The 18934-nt window shown below is 59.9% G+C and carries 20 protein-coding genes; 8 read left to right on the forward strand and 12 right to left on the reverse strand.

Annotation, left to right across the window (positions count from 1 at the left end; genetic code table 11):
* Positions 1-388 precede the first annotated feature (388 nt).
* Positions 389-1585 (reverse strand): Zn-dependent hydrolase, encoded by a 1197-nt coding sequence (locus tag ACR0J4_RS18215; RefSeq protein WP_170643632.1) that lies wholly within the window; start codon positions 1583-1585, stop codon positions 389-391.
* Between the two features lie 135 nt (positions 1586-1720).
* Here ACR0J4_RS18215 and ACR0J4_RS18220 point away from each other — a divergent pair, with 135 nt between their 5' ends.
* Genes ACR0J4_RS18220 through ACR0J4_RS18235 form a run of 4 tightly spaced genes read left to right on the forward strand, consistent with a single transcriptional unit; the run spans position 1721 to position 5209 of the window.
* Positions 1721-2371, forward strand: coding sequence for a histidine phosphatase family protein (locus ACR0J4_RS18220; RefSeq protein ID WP_170643633.1), 651 nt, complete (start codon positions 1721-1723; stop codon positions 2369-2371).
* 10 nt (positions 2372-2381) lie between these two features.
* Positions 2382-2996 (forward strand): glutathione S-transferase family protein, encoded by a 615-nt coding sequence (locus ACR0J4_RS18225; protein WP_170643634.1) that lies wholly within the window; start codon positions 2382-2384, stop codon positions 2994-2996.
* Positions 2997-3010: 14 nt separating this feature from the next.
* Positions 3011-4063, forward strand: a complete 1053-nt coding sequence (locus tag ACR0J4_RS18230) for a saccharopine dehydrogenase (protein WP_170643635.1) — start codon at positions 3011-3013, stop codon at positions 4061-4063.
* A gap of 3 nt (positions 4064-4066) precedes the next feature.
* Complete coding sequence (locus ACR0J4_RS18235) at positions 4067-5209, forward strand: saccharopine dehydrogenase C-terminal domain-containing protein (protein WP_170643636.1); 1143 nt, start codon at positions 4067-4069, stop codon at positions 5207-5209.
* A gap of 103 nt (positions 5210-5312) precedes the next feature.
* Here the strand turns inward: ACR0J4_RS18235 and ACR0J4_RS18240 are convergent, their stop codons facing one another.
* The 4 genes from ACR0J4_RS18240 to ACR0J4_RS18255 form a co-directional block, all read right to left on the reverse strand.
* Positions 5313-5516, reverse strand: a complete 204-nt coding sequence (locus ACR0J4_RS18240) for a DUF1127 domain-containing protein (protein ID WP_170492715.1) — start codon at positions 5514-5516, stop codon at positions 5313-5315.
* Between the two features lie 56 nt (positions 5517-5572).
* Entirely contained in the window at positions 5573-5800 is a 228-nt protein-coding gene (locus ACR0J4_RS18245; RefSeq protein ID WP_170643637.1) for a DUF1127 domain-containing protein, read from the reverse strand.
* Positions 5801-5939: 139 nt separating this feature from the next.
* Positions 5940-6257 carry a DUF3775 domain-containing protein gene (locus tag ACR0J4_RS18250; RefSeq protein WP_170379290.1) on the reverse strand — a complete coding sequence of 106 codons (318 nt, stop codon included), beginning with the start codon at positions 6255-6257 and terminating at the stop codon, positions 5940-5942.
* 87 nt (positions 6258-6344) lie between these two features.
* The gene (locus tag ACR0J4_RS18255; protein ID WP_170643638.1) at positions 6345-7115 is read right to left on the reverse strand and encodes a DUF1365 domain-containing protein; all 771 of its coding nucleotides are present in this window, start codon (positions 7113-7115) and stop codon (positions 6345-6347) included.
* A 291-nt stretch (positions 7116-7406) separates the two neighbouring features.
* Here ACR0J4_RS18255 and ACR0J4_RS18260 point away from each other — a divergent pair, with 291 nt between their 5' ends.
* The 3 genes from ACR0J4_RS18260 to ACR0J4_RS18270 are packed head-to-tail and all read left to right on the forward strand — an operon-like array spanning position 7407 to position 9033.
* Positions 7407-7922: a sigma-70 family RNA polymerase sigma factor gene (locus ACR0J4_RS18260; protein WP_425084919.1), complete on the forward strand. Its 516-nt coding sequence runs from the start codon at positions 7407-7409 to the stop codon at positions 7920-7922.
* Between the two features lie 10 nt (positions 7923-7932).
* The gene (locus tag ACR0J4_RS18265; protein WP_170473205.1) at positions 7933-8583 is read left to right on the forward strand and encodes a ChrR family anti-sigma-E factor; all 651 of its coding nucleotides are present in this window, start codon (positions 7933-7935) and stop codon (positions 8581-8583) included.
* 45 nt (positions 8584-8628) lie between these two features.
* Complete coding sequence (locus ACR0J4_RS18270) at positions 8629-9033, forward strand: hypothetical protein (protein WP_170643639.1); 405 nt, start codon at positions 8629-8631, stop codon at positions 9031-9033.
* 13 nt (positions 9034-9046) lie between these two features.
* Here ACR0J4_RS18270 and ACR0J4_RS18275 read toward each other — a convergent pair whose 3' ends face one another.
* From ACR0J4_RS18275 to ACR0J4_RS18305, 7 genes are all read right to left on the reverse strand, one after another.
* The gene (locus ACR0J4_RS18275; RefSeq protein ID WP_170555510.1) at positions 9047-10363 is read right to left on the reverse strand and encodes an adenylate/guanylate cyclase domain-containing protein; all 1317 of its coding nucleotides are present in this window, start codon (positions 10361-10363) and stop codon (positions 9047-9049) included.
* 28 nt (positions 10364-10391) lie between these two features.
* Positions 10392-11621, reverse strand: a complete 1230-nt coding sequence (locus ACR0J4_RS18280; protein WP_170459724.1) for a DNA recombination protein RmuC — start codon at positions 11619-11621, stop codon at positions 10392-10394.
* 57 nt (positions 11622-11678) lie between these two features.
* Entirely contained in the window at positions 11679-13541 is a 1863-nt protein-coding gene (gene mutL / locus ACR0J4_RS18285) for a DNA mismatch repair endonuclease MutL (RefSeq protein ID WP_170643640.1), read from the reverse strand.
* Between the two features lie 287 nt (positions 13542-13828).
* Complete coding sequence (locus tag ACR0J4_RS18290; RefSeq protein ID WP_170643641.1) at positions 13829-14758, reverse strand: metal ABC transporter permease; 930 nt, start codon at positions 14756-14758, stop codon at positions 13829-13831.
* The gene (locus tag ACR0J4_RS18295; RefSeq protein WP_170643642.1) at positions 14755-15960 is read right to left on the reverse strand and encodes a metal ABC transporter permease; all 1206 of its coding nucleotides are present in this window, start codon (positions 15958-15960) and stop codon (positions 14755-14757) included. The genes ACR0J4_RS18290 and ACR0J4_RS18295 overlap by 4 nt, the downstream gene beginning before the upstream one ends.
* 3 nt (positions 15961-15963) lie before the next feature.
* Entirely contained in the window at positions 15964-16767 is an 804-nt protein-coding gene (locus ACR0J4_RS18300; RefSeq protein WP_170643643.1) for a metal ABC transporter ATP-binding protein, read from the reverse strand.
* A gap of 3 nt (positions 16768-16770) precedes the next feature.
* Positions 16771-17724, reverse strand: coding sequence for a metal ABC transporter solute-binding protein, Zn/Mn family (locus ACR0J4_RS18305; RefSeq protein ID WP_170643644.1), 954 nt, complete (start codon positions 17722-17724; stop codon positions 16771-16773).
* A gap of 202 nt (positions 17725-17926) precedes the next feature.
* On the opposite strand from ACR0J4_RS18305, the gene deoC reads away from it, so the two are divergent.
* Positions 17927-18925: a deoxyribose-phosphate aldolase gene (gene deoC, locus ACR0J4_RS18310; protein ID WP_170643645.1), complete on the forward strand. Its 999-nt coding sequence runs from the start codon at positions 17927-17929 to the stop codon at positions 18923-18925.
* Positions 18926-18934 lie beyond the last annotated feature (9 nt).

Consider the following 18934-nt stretch of genomic DNA (forward strand, 5'->3'; position numbering starts at 1 on the left):
GGATACTGAACAGGCATCTCCCAGCCCGCAAAATCAACCATCTTGCCACCCAACTCAACATGAAGAGAGTAAAGTGGAGTGCGATTCGGTGCGTCGGTCATGGCAGATACCTTTTCGTATCGAGTGGTCGGAACGCATACCTGTAAGTTTGCCCCAAGCTGGATCTAATGCAACGATTCAGCCTTCGTGTTTCGGCCCAGAACCGCAGCCAGAGCGGGCATGTATACGAGCGCATGCATCAGTAATGTTCCTATAGGAAACTTTTTTCCGTTAGGCAACAGACGATCTTCTTAGCGCTTGTAACTGGCACGTTTGCGAAGCCGCGTGTTCAACTCGGAGTTTGGCTATGGCCATGCAGACAATCGAGAATTTGCGTATTCGCTACAGTTCACTTCGGTTTTGGCTGCAGCCTTTGAACGGCGTGATCCAGCACATGAAGCCCGGCGATCAGGTCACTTTCGGCGGTATCCTCGGCGAAATCATGACTGATTCCGTTGATAGACGGCACAAACAGCATGGCAACCGGCATCAGGCGCGAGACATTGGTGGCGTCATGAAGCGCGCCCGAGGGCATCCTGCGCCATTTGCCGGGCGCGACCCGTTCGGCCCCATGCTCCAACGCGGCGCGGAGCGAGGGGTCCATGGCCACCGGCTTCAACCCCAGCATCGGGCCGTAGCTCAGGCCCATGCCCATCTCTGCGGCGATCTCGGCGGCTGTGTCGCGAATGACCTCCTCCATCCTAGCCAAACGGTCCGCATCTCCGTCACGCCATTGCATCGAAAACCGCACCTGCCCCGGTACAATGGACGAAGCGTTGGGGTGCAGATCTACATGCCCAATTGTCCAGACGGTTTGCGGCGTAACCACGTTTCGGAACCGGTCGTTCAGACGGGTGTTGAACACAGACAGAGCCTGAAACGCGTCGCGACGCAGGTGCATCGGGGTGGTTCCGGCGTGGTTCTGCTGACCGTCGAACTGAACCACCATATCGCGTATGCCGACGATGTCGGTGACAACGCCGATTTGCTCTTTCTGGGTATCAAGCGTTTGGCCTTGCTCGATATGCATCTCGACGTAGCCGGTGAAGCGGGTGGGATCGACAAAGCCATCGGTCAAATCGCCCATCGCACCCCGAGCCGCGGCAAAAGGCACGCCCGCGTGGTCGGTCAGCTTGTCCGCCTGATCCAAAGGCAGCCCGCCCGACCAGATGGCCGAACCTGTGGTGACGCCAAACCGTCCCTCTTCATCCTGAAAGCTGACGACCGAGACAGGCTGATCACTGCTGCGCGCAATCTCAAGCGCGGCGATCACGCCTAACGCACCGTCGAGCCAGCCGCCCTCGGGCTGGCTGTCGCTATGTGACCCCATCAACAATGACGGCCCGTCCGCCAAACCAAACAGATTCCCGACCGGATCGAAATGCGGGGTCAGGCCTGCATCCGCCATCCGGTTTGAAAGCCATGTCCGGGCGGCAATGTCGGCCTCGGAATAGGCGGGACGGATGACGCCTTTGCCCACGCCCGAGGCTCCAAATTCGCGCAGCTTGTGCAGATCGGCCAAAAAGCGGTTTTCGTTGATTGCCATGAACTCCCCCCAAACGTCTTGCGCGGCCAACCATAGCGCCCGGGCGGCAACCTGCAATCACCCTTCGATTTTTGCCGAACCCCTCTGGCCCCGGCCCGGAACCTGCCCTAAGACTTGCCAGCAAGAGGGACCGCCATGTCACATATCACATTGGTTCGTCACGGTCAGGCCAACACGGCAGCGCGGGACGAGGTTAACTATGACAAGCTCAGCGATCTGGGTCACCAGCAAGCGCGCTGGCTGGGCGCGCATCTGCGCGACACGCGGGCACATTATCCGCGCGTCTATTGCGGCACGCTGACCCGACATGTTGAAACCGCCGCCAGCATGGGTCTGCCTGAGCCGGTTCGCGATGCACGCCTGAATGAGATCGAGTATTTCACCCTGGCGCAACTGTTTCACGAACAGCACGGGGTGGCGATCCCGACAGATCGCGAAGGGTTTGTTGACCACCTGCCCCGCACATTCGCTGCCTGGGCCGCTGGCGACATCCAGGATGCGCCCGAAAGTTTCGAACAGTTTGAAACTCGCGTCAGTGATGCCCTGCATGAAATTGGAACCGAGGGTGGGCCGGCCATTGTTGTCACCTCAGGTGGGCTGATCTCGATGGTGGTCCGGCAGGCGATGGGTCTGGATATCCCGTCGATGGCGCGGGTGGCGCTTGCCATTATGAACACTTCGATGCACCGGCTGCATCCGATCGGAGCGCAGCTCAGCCCGGTTCTGTTCAACGCGACCCCGCATCTGGAAGCGCCAGACCGTCAGTTCGCCCAAACCCATCTGTAAGGAGGTCTCGATGCAGCTTTACTACGCTCCCCGCACCATCTCGGTCGCTGTCGCCATAGCGCTGGAGGAGGCCGGTCTGGACTATGAGGCGATCCGGTTGGACTTTGCCAATGGCGAACAGACCAAACCCGCCTACAAGCAGATCAACCCCAAGGGCCGGGTTCCGGCGCTGGCGGTGGATGGCGGTATTCTGACCGAAACCGGCGCGTTGCTGGACTATATCGCAACTATCGCCCCGCAGGCCGGGTTGGTCCCCGAAGACCCGGTCATGGCCGCGCGGATGCGCGAGGTGATGTACTACCTCGCCTCGACCATGCATGTGAACCATGCCCACAAAATGCGCGGGCACCGCTGGGCCGACAAGAAATCCAGCTGGAAGGATATGAAGGACAAGGTCGCGCAGACCATGACCGCGTCCTGCAAATACATCTCGTCGAACGGGCTGCGCGGGCCGTTTGTTCTAGGTGAGGCCTTCTCGCTCGCCGATGCCTACCTCTACGTGGTGTGCAGCTGGCTGGAGGGCGACGGCGTTGGCGTCTCGGCCTTCCCCAAAATCCTCGCCTTCCGCCAAGCGATGGAGGCACGCCCTTCGGTTCAGGCGGTCCATGCCGCCGGAATGCTCTGACAAAAGGAAATACGATGACACATCTCTGGGTCCGGGCAGAACAGCGCCCGAACGAGGAACGGGTCGGGTTGACCCCAGAAGGTGCTGCCGCGTTGATCGCGGCTGGCATCCGTGTGACGGTCGAGGAAAGCTCTGTCCGCGCTATCCCGCTGGACGGCTTTAGGGACGCGGGCTGCGAGATCGCGGCTGAAAACAGCTGGCCCGAGGCCCCGCAAGACGCAATCATCTTCGGCCTGAAAGAGCTGCCCGAGGACGGCACCCCCCTGCCGCATCGCCACATTATGTTCGGCCATGCCTACAAGGGCCAGCACTCCGGTCGGGCTTTGCTAGAGCGGTTCAAGGCGGGCGGCGGCACGCTCTATGATCTGGAATATCTGGTCGGTGAAGACGGCCGACGCGTCGCCGCCTTTGGCTATTGGGCTGGCTATGCCGGGGCCGCGGTCACGCTGAAAACATGGGCCGCACAGCAACGCGGACAGGAATGCCCGCCGGTTGGCGTCTATGCCAACAAAGACGCCCTGAACGCCGAATTGCTGGCCGAGTTGGACGCCATCGGCACCCGCCCTCGCGCCATCGTTATCGGCGCGTTGGGCCGGGTCGGCACGGGTGCCGCAGATATGTGCGAAGCCATGGGTGTCAGCGTCACCAAATGGGACATGGCCGAGACCGCCAGCGGAGGCCCATTCCCGGAAATCCTGGATCATGACCTGTTCCTGAACTGCATCTTCGCGCGCCCCGGCACGCCGGTCTTTGTTCCGCGCGAGGCGATGACCGCGCCGCGCAAGTTGACAGCCATCGGCGACGTGGCCTGTGACCCGGACAGCGACTATAACCCGGTCCCGGTCTATGACCGCGCCACCACGTGGGAGGCCCCCGCCCTGCGCGTTGCGACCGATCCGGTGATGGACGTGATGGCCATCGACAACCTGCCCTCGATGCTGCCGGTCGAAAGCTCGCAGGACTACGCAGCGCAACTGCTGCCGTCTCTGCTGACGCTCACCGATCTGGACAGCGGCGTCTGGGGTCGGGCAGAAAAAACCTACAAAACTCATATCGAAGGGATCTGAGCGATGACGATTCACTGGTGTGGCACCGGCCTGTCGGCCATCCCCGGCCTGCGCCGCCTGATCGAAGGCGGGCACAAGGTTACCGTCTGGAACCGAACCATCGAAAAGGCCAAAGCCGAGGTCGGCGACCTGACCGACGACATTCGCACCTTTGACATCGACGTTCTGGGCGCGGTGCTGGAGAAGCGCGACGTGATCGTCTCGATGTTGCCGGGCGATTGGCACGTGCCGCTGGCGGAGCTGGCAATCTCCAAAGCAGCGAACTTCGTCTCGTCGTCCTATATCGCGCCCGAAATGCGCGCGCTGGACGACAAGGCGCGTGAAGCTGGTGTGGCTTTGGTCAATGAGGTCGGGTTGGACCCGGGCATCGACCACCTGATGGCGCATGCTTTGGTGGCCGACTACCGCGCCTCGGATGCTTTTGACGCGCAGAACCACCTGAGCTTCATCTCGTATTGCGGTGGCATCCCCAAGAACCCGAATCCGTTCCGCTACAAGTTCAGCTGGTCGCCACTGGGCGTCCTCAAGGCGCTTCGCTCACCGTCAAAATCCATCCGCGACTACGCACCGCTGGACGTCGCCCGCCCATGGGACGCAATCAGCAGCTATATCGCACCATTGCCCACCCCAGAAAGCTTTGAGGTCTACCCCAATCGTGACTCGCTGCCGTTCATGGCCGAATACCAGTTTGAGGATCACTGGCCGGTCAAAGAATTCGTCCGCGGCACCCTGCGCCTGAACGGCTGGACCGATGCCTGGGCCGACGTGTTCTCCGAAATTGAGACCCTCTCTGGCCCCGAAGGCGACGCGCGTCTGAAAGAGATGTCGGACCAGTTCTGGACCGAGAACGCCTATGACGAAGGCGAGCCCGACCGCGTTGTGCTGTGCGTTGGCCTGAAAGCCGAGAAAGATGGCGTTGAGGTGTGGAACAAAACCTACGTCATGGATGCCTGGGGCGATGAACGCGGCACCGCGATGGCGCGTCTGGTGTCGATCCCGGTCTCACTGGCGGTTGAGGCTGTCCTGAACCGCGCCATCCCCGCTGGCGTTCACGCAGCACCCAGCGATCCGAAACTGGTGCAAGGCTGGATGGGTGAAATCGACACGCTCGCGCAGCATCTGCAAATCGTGGATCACTTGGGTTAACCAGCCGGTAGAAAGAAAAAGGCCATCCCAGTTTGTCTGGAATGGCCTTCAATATCGTATTATTTCCATTTCTAAGCCTGGCTTTTGTTACGACGCCTAAGCGTCAGATATATCGATTGATCGTGTCCTCGATATCGCTGCGGTTTATGCCCAACTCGGCCAACTGATTGTCGCTCAAGCCATCCAGATACTGCGCGGCACGCACAATTTCCGGACTTATGGCCCTGATACGCATGGCGCGATCAAACAACAGCAGAGCCGTAGCGGATGGCGTTGGCTGATTTGCGGGCGGGATGACATCAAACATATTCGTTACCTCACTCATTACAAAAACGGCGTTTGCGAACGGTCGCGGACCCTGTTTCATTGTCGAAGTGGGGCACCGTTGAAAACGCTCTCATAGGCGCGTTGTTTAATCTCGCTCCGATCAATCCCGATATCCGCGAGTTGGTGATCCGAAAGTCTTTCCAGATTACGCACCGTGTTCGAGAAAATGCGTCTCCGAAAAAACTCGACCTTTGCGTCCGCGTAGTTCGAGAACAAACCGTCAAAGAGGCCAGTCCCGGCTTCTGCAGTATGTGTATGTGCCATTTCTTTTCCTCCTAAATTTGATTTTCAGTGCAGTACTGACATCAAATAAAGGGACGCTGCGTTAACCAAAAAGCAGCGTTCCATTAAAGTTTCTTTAGGAAGATGGAGCGCGATGGCACGCGCTATCCGGAGCCTTCGGCTACATCAGATCGTTCTCGATATCCTCAGCCGATATGCCCAATGCATCCAACCCGTTCTCAAGATGGTCCGACAGATGCGGCGTGCCGATCAGATAGTCGGCGCAGGGGGTCGAGGCCTCAGACTTGGCGGTGGCAATGGCCTCGGCCAGATCCTCGGCAAAGAAGCTTTCGCGCCCGATCCACATAATGGCGACCAGCTCGGCCTGCTCATCCTCGCTCATCCGGTCGACAAAGGCGCGTAGCTCACCTTCGGCCCGTCCCAGTTCACGCCCCATCATGGCAACCTGAGCCACTTTCCTTGCCGAAATTTCCAACATGCCTTCAGCTCCTCTTGTTCGCGGTTTCTACACATCAGACCCCGACACGCGCCCTGAGTCTTTGATCTTACGCAAACAGAGGGGCAACTATCGCCGAACCCGCGACACCGGTTGATCCGGGACAGGAGCCGTGCGGAACGGACGAAACCGGGCTTTTTTGATCCATAGCTTGATTGCCTGCCATACGATCAGCGCAAAGGTGCGCCGCGCACCAAACGGACGCCGCACCAACGACCATAGTATAGAGCGGTTGGTCAGCGGCTGGCGCGGACCCGTCAGCGTGGCAATCAGCCCGCCTCCTTCCCGCCCATAGTCGATCCAAACCCCAACACGGTCGGGACGATAGTCGAAGCGGAACGTGTAATTCCCCTCAATCATCTGGAAAGGCGACACATGCATCAGCTTGTCCGCGACCACCCGGTCCGAGGGGTCGATGACCGCAAAACCCGGCTTGTGGCAAACATAGCTGTGGCGCGTCCCGTAAGTGTTCGTGACCTCAGCGACCACGGCGTAAAGCTGCCCTTCCTGATCGAAACAGAACCAGAAACTGACCGGGTTGAAAACATGGCCCAGAACCCTCGGCTGCGTCAGCAACATGATCCGCGCGGGCTGGGGCACCTCCAATTCCTCAAACCGGGCGCGCAGCCATGGGGCTCCGATCCCCTGCCCCGGTTCACCACCGTGATCTGAGCTGCGCCAATTGGTGATGTTCACGCGGTCGACCGAAAAAAGCAGCGGCGTGGACAGATCGGCCTCGGGGTCCAGCAGGATGTAATCGACCGAATAGCGAAAGGCGTTTTCAATCGCCCCTTTGCGACCGTGATAGGTGTAACCTGCTATGTGGTCGATATTTTTCATTCCGCCGCGCGTCCTGCTTTGCCCGTAAATTGTTCGACTTGCTCCCTTTTCAGAAAGGAGACGTCATTTGAAATACGGAATCCACCCCGGTTTGGACTTTTTTTGTCGCATGAAAGTGATCCGCCTTGGTGCCCCCCGCGTAATCCGGTTATGTTTACCGAGATCAATACCGTGACCTTGGACGAACCTGCGGCTGAACAGGCCGCCCCTCAGCCTTGGCGCGCAAAGAAACGCATCAAGGGTAGACAGGTGAACGGAACGAACGGCAGTTGCGACACCAGGACCGAGTGGGTGGAACATGTCAGGCGCATCCGAGACGCGCAGGACCAGGCGGCTTTTGCCGAGCTGTTCCAGCATTTCGCGCCGCGTATCAAGGCGTTCCTGATGAAGTCAGGATCAGACGCTGCGCTGGCCGAAGAGTGCGCGCAAGAGGTGATGGCGACCTTGTGGCACAAGGCCCATCTGTTCGATCCGTCGCGGGCCACGGTGGCCACTTGGGTGTTCACCATCGCTCGGAACAAGCGCATTGACGTCCTGCGCAAGCAACGTCGCCCTGAACCCGAGGAACTGGGATGGGGCCCCGAGGCTGAGCCGGACCAAGACGATGTCCTTGCGCTGCAACAGGAAACCGCGCAGCTGCGCACCGCCATGCTGGCGTTGCCCGAAGCGCAGAGAGAGCTGATCGAGAAGGCGTATTTCGGTGATTTGAGTCACCGCGAGATTGCGTCTCAGACCGGGTTGCCCCTGGGAACGATCAAATCACGTATTAGGTTGGCGCTGGACCGCTTGCGCCACGCGATGAACTGAGATGAGCAAGATGAGCCAGTCGATTAAACATCACCTGACAGATGAGCTACTGATGGCCTATGCCGCCGGCTCTCTGCCCGAGGCGTTCGACCTGATGGTCGCAACCCATCTGTCGCTGTGCGACCACTGCCGTGCGCGCGCCGAAAGCTACGAGGCCGTGGGCGGACATGTTCTGGATGCACAACCCGATGCAGTCAGCATGAGCGACACATCCCTTGCCGCAACGATGGCCCTGATCTCGCAAGGCGCACCGACCCCCAAGCCCGCTCGTCCGGGCTGCGCCATCCTGCCGACCCCCCTGCAAGACTACGTCGGTGGGACAGTTGATGACATTCAGTGGAAACCGATTGGCATGGGCGTGAAACAGGCGATCCTGCCGACCAGCAAGGAGGCCACCGCCCGCTTGCTGTTCATTCCTGCAGGTGTCGCCGTCCCGGATCACAGCCACAACGGCACGGAACTGACAATGGTTCTTCAGGGCGCGTTTTCGGATGAGGTTGATCGCTTCGCACGCGGCGATGTCGAGATTGCAGATGAAGATCTGCATCACACGCCGACGGCCGACATCACCGAGGATTGCATCTGTCTGGCCGTTACGGACGCACCGCTGAAGTTTAGCAAACTGATGCCGCGCCTTTTCCAGCCCTTCCTGCGGATCTGATCGTGTATAGTTCGGATCAGAACTGCCTCTGACAGGAGATATTTCATGAACCGAACATATTTGATTGCGCTTGGCTTTGCGTGCTTTGCTACAATCGCATCTGCCCAGATGAAGGCCGACGTTAAGTTCGAGCCAGGCAACTTTGGCACAATGGTCAACGGTACCGTGACCGGAGATGAGTATTTTGACTACTCGCTCGGCGCGAAAGCCGGGCAAGAGATGTTTGCCGACCTCAAGGTCAGCGACACCAATGGCAATGGTGTGGTCTATTTCAACATCCTGCCCCCCGGCAGCGATGGCGTCGCGATCTATAACGGTTCGATCGACGGCAACACCGCCCGGATCGATCTGCCCGAAGACGGAGACTATACGATCCGTGTCTATCTGATGGGAAATGACCGGGATACGGGCAAAACCGTGGGCTACAATCTGGACCTGTCGATCCAGTAAGTTGCTACTTGGGCTAGCTGTCGACTTCGACGTTTTCAGACCGGATAGGAACCCCCAACAGCTCTAACGCGCCGCTGCGGCCCTTGACCTCGATCGGGGGGATGCTGACCAGCCCGTCCAAGAGGCCCGGCCCTCCGGCCGCTGTCACAAGGTCGTTCGAGACGATCAGGTCCATTTCCAGATCGCGGGTCAGGCTTTCAAGTCGTGCGGCTATGTTCACCGCGTCTCCGAACACCGAAAACTCCAGCCGGTCCTGATCGCCTATCACGCCGAGAAAAACCTCACCCCAATGGAGGCCAATTCCGGTGCCAAGTGATGGGAGGTCCGCCGATTTGCGCTCGGCGGTCCAGCGGGCCATTTCGTCCAACAGTCCTGCGCCGCAGTTCAGGCAGCGTTTTGCGGCCTGCTCTCCGTCAAACACGATCATGACCGCGTCTCCGATGAACTTGTCGATGATACCGTTTTCCCGACGCACAACAGCCGAGACCCGGCGTCTGTAATCTGACACCAGCTCAGAGACCTCATCCGGTTCAAGCTGTTGCGACAGTGTCGTGAATCCGCGCAGATCGATGAAAATCAAACCGGCCTTCTGGCGGCGTCCGTTCTTCAAAGCCGCCAATCCGCTGTCACCAAGGTCCTGCACGACCTGTGAGGGCAGGTAGCGCGTCAGGTTCGCGCGACGCTGCGCCTCAGTTATGGATTGAAACAGCAACTTGTGAACCCGCCTTGCGGCGACGATCAGAACCACCCCGGCCAGGGCGATCATGAAGACTCGGATCAGGTTGGGCGGCGGTGCCAGAAATAGCCAAATAGGACTGTCTGTATGGCCCCGCGCGGATCCTGCATTTATCCCGATCAGGAACAAAAACCCTAGCGACAGCAAGACAACCTGCATCAACATGACCTTGTGGTTGCCGCGCAATACTCCGAAAGCCAGAACCACAGGAACCAGCCAGACGGCAGGCAAAACGAAGACCTCATCACCAACGAGGCCTGTATTGAGCAAACCCAACCAAACCGAGACAATCAGGAACACGGAATCCGCACCCGACACAGGCCACGCCATCCAACCCGAAAAGCGCCCCCTGCGTGCCGCGATCCATGTCACGAAGCCAAGCAAGAAATAGGCAAAGAGGGTTCCGAACGCGAACGCCCATTGGCGCTCCAGAACTGCGTGCCCGCTGTTCGAAACCGGTTGGATTGTGACGAGGAAAAAGACGCCAAGTCCCGCCGCAACACCCATTCGCAACAGGCCAACGATCTGTTCCGCGTCCTGCTCGGCCGTTCTCAGCAGTTGGTCAATTTCTGGCGGGTGCGCCGCATTTTTCATTCTGCAACCTGTCTGTCAGGATGCGCACTCAGCCCTCGTGCCGCGTTAAAGGGACGACCTCCGAGGGGGCCTCTGGCGCAAGTTCCTCAAAATCAAAGTTATCAAGCCGTTGCGCCCTGCGGCCAGCTTTTTCCGCGCTGATCTTGATGTCCGAGATATCCTTGGCCGCCTGCCCGAAATGACGATCCAAATTGGCAACGCGATCCCCCAAACGCTCGACATCCTTGTGCAGCATCCCAAGCTCTTTGCGGATGGCCCCCGCCTGTTCCCGCATCCGAGCGTCTTTTAGGATCGCGCGCATCGTGTTCAGCGTCGCCATGCAGGTGGTCGGAGACACGATCCAGACGCGTTTGGTAAAACTCTCCTGCACCAATTCGGGGAACTTGGCGTGCAGCTCCGCATAGACCGCCTCGGACGGCAGGAACATCAGCGCGCCATCGGCTGTTTCGCCATCCAGAATGTATTTCTCAGCGATATCGTTGATATGTTTGCGCACCGTGCTGCGGAACATCTGAACCGCCGCCTTCAGCTCGGCATCATTGGTCGATCCAATCAGCGCCTCATAGGCCTCCAACGGGAATTTACTGTCGATCACAATTGGCCCCGGAGGGTTCGGAAGATGGATCAGACAATCCGCCCTACGTCCGTTCGAGAGGGTCGCCTGCAACTGGAAACTGTCATGCGGCAGCGCTTTGGAGACGATGTCGTTCAGCTGAATCTCACCAAACGCGCCCCTGGTCTGTTTGTTCGACAGGATATCCTGCAGCGACAACACATCGCCGGACAGCTTGGTGATGTTGTCCTGCGCCTTGTCGATGGCGGCCAACCGCTCTTGCAGCTGGGTCAGCGAAGTCGCAGTCTGCTTGGAGGACCCATGCAGCGACTCCTTCATCCTCTCCTGCATCTCCGCCAGCGCACGGGCCGATTTCATGGCATTGTCGGCCAGCCGGTCATTCATCTGCTGCTGTACCGAGGACAAGCGGGATTCGACCGTCTGGATCACCTGCACCTGCGCATTGGCCTGCGTGTCCGAGACATGCTGCAACCCGCCGCGCAATTGCTCCTGCCCCTGCCCCAAGGCCTGCACATGTTGCCCCAGATGTGCCATCTGACGCGCCAAAGGTTCTGCCATCCGCGCGGAACGCTGCGACGCCCGTAGCGACAGGAACAGCAACAAAAGGATCAGCGCCAGAACGCCACCCGCAACGAGGATTACGGGGTCATTCAGTGCATATTGGGTGCCTGCAATCTCGATCATATAAACCTGTATGTTCTCGTTTTGTTTCTATCTTATTAGACGCTTCGCGTGACCGGATCAACTGCGCCCGAACAGGCGCTCGATATCGCTGAGTTTCAGTTCAACATAAGTGGGTCGGCCGTGGTTGCATTGGCCGGAATGCGGGGTGGCCTCCATCTCGCGCAGCAGGGCGTTCATTTCCTCGGCCCGCATCCGGCGGCCAGAGCGGATCGAACCATGGCAGGCAACGCGGCTGAGGATCGCCTCGATCCGCGCCTGCACCATCTGACTGTCGCCCTGATCGGCAAGCTCATCGAGGATATCCAGGATCATCGCCCGGGCATCGACCTCGCCCAGAATGGCAGGGGTTTCGCGCACGGCAATGGCACCGCCGCCAAAAGGCTCCAGCGTCAGGCCAAGGCGTGAGAGGTCATCGGCCACTGCCATCAACCGTGCGCAATCGCCTTCTGATAGCTCAACGATCTCGGGGATCAGCAAAGCCTGCGCGGCGACGCCATTCTCGGCCATCTGCGTTTTGAGTTTTTCATAGACCAACCGCTCATGCGCGGCGTGCTGGTCGACGATGACCATCCCGTCTGCGGTTTGCGCGATGATGTAATTCTCATGCACCTGACCGCGTGCGGCCCCCAAGGGCAGGTCCTGCGGCGCAGGTTCTTCGGCGGTCACCGGGGCTGCTACCGGGGTCGGCTCGACAATGCTGCCGCTATAGTCCCTTGCCAGTTCGGCAAAACCAGGGGATTGCGCCCGATACGCGGCTTGCCGGGCCGCCTGGGACGGGCGATCCATCTGGTAGACCCGCGCAGGGATAGGCTGAGGCGCCTCGGGCCGCATCGCGCCCAATGTCGCGTTGGCAACAGTTGAGGACGCCCGATGCCCGGCCTCGGCCAGCGCGTGGCGCAGGGCGGATACCATCAATCCACGCGCGACGCCGGGGTCGCGGAACCGAACCTCGGATTTCGCGGGGTGCACGTTCACGTCCACAAGCGTCGGATCGCAGTCGATGAAAAGCGCCGCAGCCGGGTGGCGGTCGCGGCTGAGAAAGTCGAAATACGCGGCCCGAAGCGCGCCGGTTAGCATCTTGTCACGGACCGGACGGCCATTGACGAACAGGTATTGCGCAACCGCAGCTCCGCGCGAATAGGTCGGAAGGGCAGCATAACCATACAATCGGATGCCTTCGCGCGTCGCATCGATCTGCAGGGCGTTTTCGGCGAACTCGCGTCCGATCACGCGGGCCAGACGGGCGTGGAGGGCATCGAAAAGATCGCCGTTCTCGCGGTCGGCGCGGAAGGTCACGCGACCCTCACCTCCGCCCGAAACATCGCGCAAGGTGAACGTGACGGAAGGCTCAGCCATGGCGAGGCGTTTGACCGTATCGCCAATGGCCTGAGCCTCGGCCCGATCGGTTCGCATAAACTTGAGCCGCGCCGGCGTGGCGAAGAACAAATCGCGCAGTTCGACCACTGTTCCTGCACGAAGGGCGGCGGGCTTCACCGCCTCCATCTTGCCGCCCGATACCGCAATCGACGCCGCATTCGCCCCCGGAACGCGGCTGATGATCGACAAACGACCTACCGCGCCGAGCGAGGGCAAAGCTTCACCCCGAAAGCCGAAGGTGTGAATGTTCAAAAGGTCCGACCCGTCGATTTTCGAGGTCGCATGGCGCGACAAGGCCAGCGGCAGATCCCCAGGCGCGATACCACAGCCATCATCGGTGACACGAATCAAGGTCTTGCCCCCGTCCGCGATATCTATGGCAATACGGGTGGCTCCGGCGTCGATGGCATTCTCGACCAGTTCCTTGACGGCCGAGGCCGGGCGCTCGACCACTTCACCCGCGGCGATGCGGTTGATCGCAGCATCGTCGAGCTGCCGGATAACGGGTCGTGTTTCGCTGATATTGGGGGTCGTCTGCGCCATACCACCAGACCTAGCACATAACGGCCCGATTCTGCCACCGGATTGAACCGTAATAATAGCCGATCTTTCTGTACTAGAACGGAGGGGGCCGGGCAGTGTTCGGGGGCTGGCTGTGCCGCCCTCACCAAACCCTGCCCGGACTTACCGAAGTGAGTGGTAGTTGTTAGCCGGTAATGTAATTGACCTAACATGCAATTAGTTAAATTGCTTATTAAGAGTCATCTTTATTTACTCTGGGCAAAGTTCAGCCGATGACCTGCGGGAACCGGTGGCAGGAAAGTGCCGCTTCACGCAGGCGTGTGCGCGCCCACCCGGGTGCGGCACGGGCCGAAGAGGGCGGTCAGGGCCAGAATCACGCCCGACATTGTGGCGATCATCCCCGCCGCGCTGACGGCGTCCGCCGCGCCCAGCCAAAGCGGGCCATACCCGGCCAGAACATAGCCCGAAACAGCTGAGAGGATGGCGAAACCCACGCTCCAGGCGATTTGCGTCTCCAGCCGGTTGGTCATCATGCGTGCCGCAGCCGGGGGGCAGATGAACATGGCAATCACGATGATCGAACCGACCGCATCAAAGGCGGCAACAGCAGCGATCGCGGCGACGATGACCAACGCCAGCCCTAGCGCGCCCGTGCGGATGCCCATAGTACGCGCGAACCCTTCATCAAAGGTCGAGATTTTTAGCGGCCGCCAGAAGAGCCATGTGAACAGCAGAACACCCAGCATCGTCACTGCAATCCGAGGCAGTTCCGGCGGCAGCCCGGCCAAGGCCTGCAGGTCCCAAAGCGAGGACCAGCCCGTCGCATCCAGCCAGATCAGGCTTTCTAAATTGCCATACAGCGCATGTTCCACGTCCAAGTGTACGGTTGAAGTATCCGTCTGCTCCAAAATCAGCACACCTGCCGCAAACATGGTGGTAAAGACCACACCCATCGCCGCACCCGGCTCGATTTGACCCAGCCTCCTGATCGCCTCGATCAGAGTAACGGCCACGATCGCCGCGCCCGCCGCGCCCAGCATCATGGGCCAGGTGGAGATCGTTCCGGTCAGCAGAAAGGCCACAACGATGCCGGGCAACACCACATGGCTGATCGCATCCCCAATCAGCGCCTGTTTGCGCAGCACGAGGAAATTGCCGGGCAAGGCGCAGGCAATCGCCGCAAAGGAGCCAATCAGCAGCGGCGTCAGAGACAGGGGTACGAATTCCTCACCACTCATGCCGGAACCCCCTGTGGTCCGCCGATGCGGCGGTCTATTTCGACGATCTGATCCTTGGTCAGTACGGTTTCGATATCGCGCAGACCATCATACAGCGCGGCAGTCGCCTCATGTGCCTGATCTGCGCGCACGACCTCCCATCGTTTTTCATCGCGCAACGCTTTGGCAGCGCGAGCTTTGCCAGCCTCGGTCGCCACGCCATCGGCGCGCACAAGATCAGCTCGGCGCAACAGGCGCAGGGTCAAAGGCTCGTAGATTTTCTGACCTTGCGCCAAGGCCAACAGCCCTTGCCGGATATGCACCCGACGTTGGAACCTCAGATGGCGTAGAACGGCAGCCAGAACCCCTCGGACCGGGGCGAGGAACAGGGACAAGACGAAGAAGGCGAAGCTGACCAGGACGATGATTGGCCCGGTCGGCAGATTCGGCGCAGTGGCCGACAAGGCGGCGCCGATATAGCCTGCCAAACCACCCGCGAGACCGGCCAGCAAGACAACGCGATCCGACCGCTCGGACCAGAACCGCGCGGTGACCGGAGGGATGATCAGTAGTGCCACAATCAGGATCAGGCCGACGATTTTCAGGCCGACCACGGTGACCGCCATAACCAGACCCATCATCGCAAGGTCAATGCGATGCACGGGCAAGCCTCGGGCCGCGGCATATTCCGGGTCAAACGCCACCAAAGTCATCGGACGGCGCAGGATCATAACAAGCGCCAGGGTCGTCGCGCCTCCGATCGCGATGATCAAGGCATCCACCCACAGCATCCCGGCCGTTGAGCCCAGAAGGAACCCCTCCAACCCCGCTTGTCGACCAACGCCCATGGTCTGAATGACGGTCAGTAGAACGATGCCAAAACCGAAGAACACCGATAGAACTGCGCCGATTGCGGCGTCCTCGGCCAGTCGGGTGTGGCGGGTTAGCCAGTTCAGGCAGAGCAGACCGACCCAGGCCGACGCTGCCGATCCGGCCAGCAGCCCCAGCAGGTTACGCCCATCCCCACCCAAAGCCACAAGCAACATGAAGGCTAGACAGACCCCCGGCAAAGTCGCATGGCTGATCGCGTCACTGACCAGCGCGCGTTTGCGCAAAAATAGAAAGGTGCCGGTCACACCGGCCGAGACTCCCAGCAAACTCGCACCGATAGCAACCAGCGTGGCGTTGTAGCCAAGCTGCAGGCTGAGCGCATCCCAGAGCATTCTTTACCCCAGCGCGCGCGAGATCTGGTCGATTTGGGCGGTGGCCAAGCGGCCTCCGTATGCGGATTGCAGGGTTTCGGCGGTAAAGGCCTGCTCCACCGAGCCTTCGGCAATCTTGCGTGTGTTGATCAGGAAGACATGATCAAAGTAGTCCGAGACCGTGGCCAGATCGTGATGGACGACTACCACGGTCTTGCCCGCCTCCTTCAGCGATTTCAGCACTGCGATGATGGCTTTTTCGGTGGCCGCATCGACACCGGCGAAGGGCTCATCCAACAGGTAAAGATCGGCGTCCTGCGCCAAGGCACGGGCTAGGAACACCCGCTGTTGCTGGCCGCCGGACAGCTGGCCGATCTGACGATCTGCAAAATCGCGCATGCCAACGCGGTTCAGGCAATCCATTGCAGCCGCTTTGTGCCGCGCGCGAACGCGACCCAACAGGCCCAGTTGACGCGACAGGCCCATGAGAACCACATCAATCACGCGGGTCGGAAAATCCCAATCGACACTGGCCCGCTGCGGGACATAGGCAATCCGGGCACGTTGTTCCTCGAGCAGTTGACCAAATACAGTCACCTGCCCGGACAAGGGCGTCACAATGCCAAGCGCGGCCTTTAGGAGCGTCGATTTCCCTGCCCCATTCGGGCCGATAATCGCGGTCATCGCTCCCGGCTGAACCGTCATATCCACCGAGAATACAGCAGGCTTCTGACCGTATGAGACTGTCAGACCACGCACCGCCAGCGGGCTGGCCTCAATCCCTTGGTCTTCGACGTAAACACCCTGAACCGCTGCAAGCTCTAGCATCACTCAAAACCCCGCAGACAGTTTGCCATTCAGACCCTGATCGGGAACATCCGCCCCCAAGGCGCCTGCGATCACGGTGATATTGTGATCCAGCATGCCGACATAGGTGCCCTCGTATGTACCTGGCTCGCCCATGGCATCGGAATACAGCTCACCCCCGACCGAGACTTTGTGCCCCTTGGCCGCAGCGCCTTCGATCAGCGCGCGCATCGAGCGATCCGAGACCGAGCTTTCCACGAACACGGCGGTCAACTGTCGGTCGACCAGAGTGTCGACCAGCTCTCCGATCCGATTCAGACCGGCCTCGGATTGGGTCGAGATGCCCTGGACGCCCATCACCTCATAGCCGTAAGCCGCACCGAAATAGCCAAAGGCGTCATGGGCGGTCAGTAGAACGCGGCTGTCTTCGGGCACTGCGGTCAGGGCCTGTTCTGCATAGGCTGACAGAGCGTCCAGTTCGGCCAGATGCGCCTGTGCATTCGCGGCAAAAATCTCGGCAGCCTCGGGGCGGGCTTCGGTTAATGTCTCTTGGACCTTGGTGACCACATCAGCCCAAAGGGCCGGGCTCATCCAGATATGCGGGTCATATTTGTCAGCATAGTCATCATGCGCGCGCAGATTCGATTTATCGACGCTTTCGGCCACGGCGACCACGGTCCGCTTGCGACCGAGGTCTTCAAAGAAATCCTCCATCTGCGCCTCAAGGTAGAGACCGTGCCACAGCACCAGATCTGCGCGGGTCATGGCGACGATATCGCTGCGGGTCTGACGGTAGGCATGCGGATCCACGCCGGGACCCATGAGGCCCTTAACCTCGACCTGATCGCCGCCAACCTGTCGTACGGCGTCGGCAATCATACCGGTCGTAGCCACAACTTTCAGCGGCGCCTGCGCCCATGCAGCAAGTGGCATGGCAGCGACGATAGCGAGAGCAGCAAGGAAACTGCGACGAATCATAGTAGATCTCCGGAATTCGGACCCTGTTGCAATTAAATATGAGAACGACTCGCAACTAAGTCAATGCTATTGCGAATTAGTCGCAACAAAATCCCGATTTATTTGTCCAAATGGTCAAAAAAATACCGCAAGGCCGCTCTGCTGCCTTCCATTTACTGCCAAGCCGTGCGATTTTGACGCAAACCTCCCAAAGGATGTGAGAATGGAACCGCAGCGCTCAGACAGCCCCGTGCGCACCGCGCATCTGCCGCAAGTCACTGAACCCAGAAACCCTGGAATGGACCTTGGTCTGGATTGGGTCCGCGCCGTGCAGGCCAATACCTCTGCGATCGAGCGTCGGGCGGCAACCCTGCCCGGTCGGCGGTCGGTGAAGAAGGACTATCAGGCTGCGTGGCTTTTGAAGGCGGTCACGATGATCGACCTCACCACCCTATCGGGTGACGACACGGTAGGACGCGTGCGCCGTTTGTGCGCCAAGGCGCGCCAGCCGGTTGCGCCGGCAACTCTACAAGCGCTGGATATGCCCGCAATCACCACAGGGGCCGTCTGCGTCTATCACGACATGATCGAGACTGCCGTTGCCGCTTTGAAAGGCACTGGGATACCGGTGGCTGCCGTTTCCACCGGGTTTCCAGCAGGCCTGTCGCCGTTCCATCTGCGCGTTGCCGAGATCGAAGAGAGTGTGAAAGCCGGAGCGGAAGAGATCGACATTGTCATCTCGCGCCGCCATGTGCTGTCGGGCGATTGGCAGGCTTTGTATGATGAGATGAAGGCCTTCCGCGCCGCCTGTGGCGATGCCCATGTCAAAGCCATCTTGGCGACCGGAGAGCTGGGCAGCCTGCGCAACGTCGCCCGCGCCTCATTGGTCTGCATGATGGCGGGGGCGGATTTCATCAAAACCTCGACCGGGAAGGAAAGCGTCAACGCTACTCTGCCCGTATCGCTGGTGATGATCCGCGCGATCCGCGACTACTATGACCGCACCGGGTATCGTGTGGGGTACAAGCCTGCGGGTGGTATCTCCAAGGCCAAGGATGCCTTGGTTTATTTGTCGCTGATCAAGGATGAACTGGGCGACCGCTGGCTGGAGCCGGACCTGTTCCGCTTTGGCGCCTCGTCACTTCTGGGCGATATCGAACGGCAGTTAGAACATTATGTGACGGGCGCGTATTCCGCCGGTTATCGTCATTCACTCGGCTGAGCCTGCGGC

The sequence above is a fragment of the Ruegeria sp. B10 genome (assembly GCF_056539825.1).

Coding starts and splice junctions, on each gene's coding strand:
- ACR0J4_RS18215 (WP_170643632.1), bottom strand. CDS start 1,585: ATGGCAATCAACGAAAACCGCTTTTTGGCCGATCTGCACAAGCTGCGC.
- ACR0J4_RS18220 (WP_170643633.1), top strand. CDS start 1,721: ATGTCACATATCACATTGGTTCGTCACGGTCAGGCCAACACGGCAGCG.
- ACR0J4_RS18225 (WP_170643634.1), top strand. CDS start 2,382: ATGCAGCTTTACTACGCTCCCCGCACCATCTCGGTCGCTGTCGCCATA.
- ACR0J4_RS18230 (WP_170643635.1), top strand. CDS start 3,011: ATGACACATCTCTGGGTCCGGGCAGAACAGCGCCCGAACGAGGAACGG.
- ACR0J4_RS18235 (WP_170643636.1), top strand. CDS start 4,067: ATGACGATTCACTGGTGTGGCACCGGCCTGTCGGCCATCCCCGGCCTG.
- ACR0J4_RS18240 (WP_170492715.1), bottom strand. CDS start 5,516: ATGTTTGATGTCATCCCGCCCGCAAATCAGCCAACGCCATCCGCTACG.
- ACR0J4_RS18245 (WP_170643637.1), bottom strand. CDS start 5,800: ATGGCACATACACATACTGCAGAAGCCGGGACTGGCCTCTTTGACGGT.
- ACR0J4_RS18250 (WP_170379290.1), bottom strand. CDS start 6,257: ATGTTGGAAATTTCGGCAAGGAAAGTGGCTCAGGTTGCCATGATGGGG.
- ACR0J4_RS18255 (WP_170643638.1), bottom strand. CDS start 7,115: ATGAAAAATATCGACCACATAGCAGGTTACACCTATCACGGTCGCAAA.
- ACR0J4_RS18265 (WP_170473205.1), top strand. CDS start 7,933: ATGAGCCAGTCGATTAAACATCACCTGACAGATGAGCTACTGATGGCC.
- ACR0J4_RS18270 (WP_170643639.1), top strand. CDS start 8,629: ATGAACCGAACATATTTGATTGCGCTTGGCTTTGCGTGCTTTGCTACA.
- ACR0J4_RS18275 (WP_170555510.1), bottom strand. CDS start 10,363: ATGAAAAATGCGGCGCACCCGCCAGAAATTGACCAACTGCTGAGAACG.
- ACR0J4_RS18280 (WP_170459724.1), bottom strand. CDS start 11,621: ATGATCGAGATTGCAGGCACCCAATATGCACTGAATGACCCCGTAATC.
- mutL (WP_170643640.1), bottom strand. CDS start 13,541: ATGGCGCAGACGACCCCCAATATCAGCGAAACACGACCCGTTATCCGG.
- ACR0J4_RS18290 (WP_170643641.1), bottom strand. CDS start 14,758: ATGAGTGGTGAGGAATTCGTACCCCTGTCTCTGACGCCGCTGCTGATT.
- ACR0J4_RS18295 (WP_170643642.1), bottom strand. CDS start 15,960: ATGCTCTGGGATGCGCTCAGCCTGCAGCTTGGCTACAACGCCACGCTG.
- ACR0J4_RS18300 (WP_170643643.1), bottom strand. CDS start 16,767: ATGCTAGAGCTTGCAGCGGTTCAGGGTGTTTACGTCGAAGACCAAGGG.
- ACR0J4_RS18305 (WP_170643644.1), bottom strand. CDS start 17,724: ATGATTCGTCGCAGTTTCCTTGCTGCTCTCGCTATCGTCGCTGCCATG.
- deoC (WP_170643645.1), top strand. CDS start 17,927: ATGGAACCGCAGCGCTCAGACAGCCCCGTGCGCACCGCGCATCTGCCG.